Here is a 3978-nt window from a genome sequence, read left to right as displayed (position 1 = left end):
GCTCAAACAGATGCAGTACCGGCCCACCCTCGCCTACGGATTCCTCGCCACCAGCGGACTGGCACCGCCCTGACCCTGACCCCAAAAGCTCAGTAAATACCGGCTGCCTCCATGAGGCTGCCCGTGTCCACTTCCGAACGAGACCACATCCGCATGGACGTCGTGAGACATCTCGGCGTCCCAAGCCGCGGAAAGCCAACCTGTGCCACGATGACGACCGATCCGATCGTCGAGCACGACCCTGCCGGTGAGCCGGCCAGTTCGGCCACCGACGAGCAGCTGATCGCGGTGTTGGTGGACCGGGCCCGTGGTGACGGGCTGAGATTGACTGGTGGGGGTGGGCTGCTGCAGAAGCTGACCAAGCGGGTCCTGGAATCCGCGCTCAAGGGTGAGATCACCGATCACGTCGGCTACGACAAGCACGACCCGCAGGGCCGCGGCAGCGGGAACTCCCGCAACGGTCACCGAGCCAAGACCGTTCTGACCGACGTCGGCCCGGTCGAGGTCCGGGTGCCTCGCGATGTCGCCTTCGACGTGGAGATCCGTAAGGTCATCTGCTCTGCCGGAACGCTCGGCTGCTGTAGTTGCAGCTCACCAACATGCCCCGGAAATCCTATTTTGAGGACTCAACCAAGTCGGCCAGTAGCTCCAACATCCTAGCCGCTTCTGCATAGTCACCATCTTGGTGCTGAATGAGCTCCACGCCGTAGCTCCTCACGAGCGCACGTCTTCGGTGGTTCGGCACAGAAGAGCTAGTCAACATGTAATGTGCGCCGGAGTCGACCTCACGGCCCATATTATTTTCCAGCAGAAGTTGAATGTCAGGGTCAGATAGACTAAAACCAACGAATAGGGTCGTCCTAGTCAACAGTAAAGCTTCAAGTACGTCCAGAGCGGCTCGACCGGTGCGCCGCAAGCGGGAATAGTCCGATCGAGTGAGCACTAAATCAAGCTCTGCATCGACCGACCCGTGTATTTTAAGCAACAGTGGCGCACCAGTTCTAACCTCGTGCCCTACGTCGGTCGACGCATAAGTCTTCACCCTGTAACCATTGGAGGACGCCCGCTCCAAGATCGAATCATAGTTAGTTGTAACGATGATTCGTGGATCAAGTCGTAGAAGCACGTCATGTATAGGCGCGGGTTGGAAATTGTCTGGTTTCTTGCCGTCGACACTTTCTGAGATCAACCTCATGAAGTCCTTGGTGCGTGACCGATCTTCAGCCTGGCTTCTTACGAGCTCGGCCGCATCGAGGAAGTTCCCATCCCCGATTAGTTTACTTGCTTCCGTCTTCGCCGCACCACTTGCAAATTCTCGACTCAGCGTCTTCAGCAGGGCCTCCCATCCGGGAGGTCGCTGCATCTTTCCGTTGAGGCAGGCGGACGAGATTCCGGCACCCACGACCAAGACGTAATCCCGCTCAACTATGCGGTCTAGCAGATCTTTAGGCCATCTTCTTGCAAGGGTTGTATCGGAAGTCATCTGTGCATCACCCGCCGATACCAAGATTCTCGGCGAGCCGCTGCCCAATCTCGCGCAGTCTTGCGACGTAACGCTTATGCTGGCTTACCTGCGCTCCCCGTACTCCGTCCGCCGGCGTAAGGTCAGAGATAGGTGCGTGTTGCGCCTGCGCCAACGGCACCATCGAAAACATGTTGGGAACCAACCCAATGTTGAGGTCAACAACACTTGGCGCTTGATATTCCGCCAAAACCTGGGCACGCTCCGGAATTTGACGGCGATATCGGTCGTACGCGTTAACCGCGCGCAGTTGGCCGCCCGTATTCTTGGTGACGTACTGCTGAACGGTGTAGCCGAGATATCCGGACGCAACGGGCAGAGTCTCGGGAAGTCCACCTTCGACAAAATCGTCATCGTGCTCTTCTCGAATTGTCTTTGCGGACCTCTCGTAATCTCGCACCCAACTCTTGATCCACGTCCCAATATTGTCAAGCGCATATAGACTAAATAGGTCAGCCGACATGGGCGTCATGAAAAACTCGCTGCCGAGAAGAACGGATCGATTCAACGCGCCCAAGCTAGGACCAAGATCGAATATGACGAGGTCATATCTTACCGATGATGCTAATGTACCGGCCCATAAGGTCCGTCGTGCTCCGCCCGGAGTACCCTGAAGAAGCTCGCCCCATGATGAACTGAATCTATCTTCGAGGATTGAAAGCCCGGGATGTCCGGCCAGTACGTCGCAGCCGAATCTTTCACTTTTATATAGGGGCAGGTCGGTATCGACTTGACTGTCGCCCGCACGTATATGCCGCAGAGCCTTCAAAAGTGTCTTATTCGAGGAATCTCGACGATTTGCGTATAGATCCTCCCACATTTCCTCTGCCAGAAGGAGCTGTGAAGCATTGCACTGGGGGTCGCAGTCCACCACCAAGACATTTAGATCGTGCTCACGCGCAAAATAAGAAGCCATGTTGCAAGCTAACGTTGTCTTTCCTACACCGCCCTTGTTATTGAAGAAAGCTAGTGATTGCATCGCGTTTCAATCTCCCTAAGCCGCAGTTTTTACACACCGAGGAAATAAGTGCCACCCCATTTCCCATTGCCGGAGTTAGCATCCGTGTGCCGGACGCCTATTGTGCCAGCTGCCTTAAACTTTGCCGAGCAACCATCGAGACTTCGGCCACTCTGGACGCGCTATGCTGCCGAGTTTCTCCGCAAAGGGCATACGACTCCAGATTGTATGCGAGAGTCTTGCAAAGATGCACTCGTCCCCATGCCACAAGCAAATCACATCGACGATCCGGCAGCATCCTCGCCACCGCTTGACATGAAGGGAAGGTCGCCGTCCGTGCCGGACCGACTAGCGTTCGAGAAGTCGGCGCACGATCTTCACCAGCGCCTCCCCGGCCGCCAGCGGAAGGCCGTCGGGTCGGCCAACCGTGTAATCGGCCATCGCCGCGTCGAGTAAGCACCGGGCGGCTGACCGGTCGCCGTCGGCGCGGGCCAGCACGGCAAGGGTGACGGTGCAGTTGGCCGCGCCCGGTATGTCGTCCGCGGCCTGGTATGTAGCCCGTAACGCCCGCATTTCGCCTCGCACATCCGCCGGCGCCGGGCGGCCTCGCAGCAGCACGGCCAGGGACCGCAGCATCGCCCGGTGCTGACGGATCAGTGCGAGCCGGTTGCCGTTTCGGACCAGCCGGGTCGCCCGGTCGCCCCAGCGCGCGGCGCCGCCGCACCATGCGCCAATCACCGGCCAGGCGAGGCGGGGCCCGACCGCCGCCATCTGTTCGAACAGGCGCAGCGAGGTTTGTTGGAGAAGCCGGTACGCGTCGCCGCCCTCCTCCGGCCGCAGGCGTCCCCCACGGGTAGCGACCAGCACCTGGACAGCGCGCAGGTACGACTCGGCGAGGTGCGGGATTACCCATACGCCTCGGGCCTGCCGACCGGCCCGGCCCCTTGCGATGTCGCCAAGCCGAAGCAGACAGTGCATCCGCGTGGCAGCGTCAGTGGTCTCGGCGGCGACCTCCCGGAACATCCTGCGGGCGTTCTCCCGGTCGCCCCCTCGGGCACGGGTGTAGACGATCTCGGCATGCCGCAGTTTCGCCCCGGGAACGCCGTCGCCGAGCTTCTCGACCATCGCCACGGCCAGGTCCAGTTCGCCCAGGTCGGCGAGCAGCCATACCCAGGACTGCGCGATCGCCTCGTCAGGGTGTGTGGCACGCAGGTCGGTCTGCCAGCGCTCGAACCGCTCCTTGAAACCCTCGCCGGGCAGCGCGACCGACGGCCAGAGCGGTGGCTCGGGCGTGCCCAGCACCTGCCGCAGGGCGATGGCCGCCAACCCCTGCGGACGGCCCAGCACCAGGTCGATGCCGTGAGCACGGGCATCGTCGGGAACCACGGAGTCCTTCGGCAACTCTAGACGAGTAGTTCCGATATCCCGGTCAGTGGTCGTAGGCGATCAGTGACCGGGTGACGGGTGCGCCGGTCTTGTTGTTGTGCCAGATCGCTGC

Annotated in this window: 3 protein-coding genes and 1 pseudogene; 1 reads left to right on the top strand and 3 read right to left on the bottom strand. The window is 60.3% G+C overall.

Going from position 1 to position 3978, the window contains the following annotated elements; genetic code table 11:
- Positions 1–153: 153 nt before the first annotated feature.
- Positions 154–522 (top strand): annotated as a pseudogene (locus CLV70_RS38655) (transposase); the annotation flags it as partial.
- A gap of 91 nt (positions 523–613) precedes the next feature.
- Here CLV70_RS38655 and CLV70_RS42210 read toward each other — a convergent pair.
- The 3 genes from CLV70_RS42210 to CLV70_RS38640 form a co-directional block, all read right to left on the bottom strand.
- On the bottom strand, positions 614–1195 hold the full coding sequence (locus CLV70_RS42210; protein WP_425440288.1) for an SIR2 family NAD-dependent protein deacylase: 582 nt from the start codon (positions 1193–1195) through the stop codon (positions 614–616).
- 295 nt (positions 1196–1490) lie between these two features.
- Entirely contained in the window at positions 1491–2501 is a 1011-nt protein-coding gene (locus tag CLV70_RS38645; protein WP_106131571.1) for a ParA family protein, read from the bottom strand.
- A 327-nt stretch (positions 2502–2828) separates the two neighbouring features.
- Complete coding sequence (locus CLV70_RS38640) at positions 2829–3866, bottom strand: hypothetical protein (protein ID WP_146164361.1); 1038 nt, start codon at positions 3864–3866, stop codon at positions 2829–2831.
- Between the last annotated feature and the right edge of the window lie 112 nt (positions 3867–3978).

Origin of the sequence: Pseudosporangium ferrugineum (genome assembly GCF_003002065.1) — a bacterium.
Lineage (GTDB): Bacteria > Actinomycetota > Actinomycetes > Mycobacteriales > Micromonosporaceae > Actinoplanes > Actinoplanes ferrugineus_A.
The sequence above is the reverse complement of the archived record's forward strand: the minus strand, read 5'-3'. Positions and strand labels throughout refer to the sequence as shown.

Bases quoted from the DNA above. Each gene is read 5' to 3' on its own strand.
- CLV70_RS42210 (WP_425440288.1), bottom strand. From the start codon at position 1,195: ATGAGGTTGATCTCAGAAAGTGTCGACGGCAAGAAACCAGACAATTTC.
- CLV70_RS38645 (WP_106131571.1), bottom strand. From the start codon at position 2,501: ATGCAATCACTAGCTTTCTTCAATAACAAGGGCGGTGTAGGAAAGACA.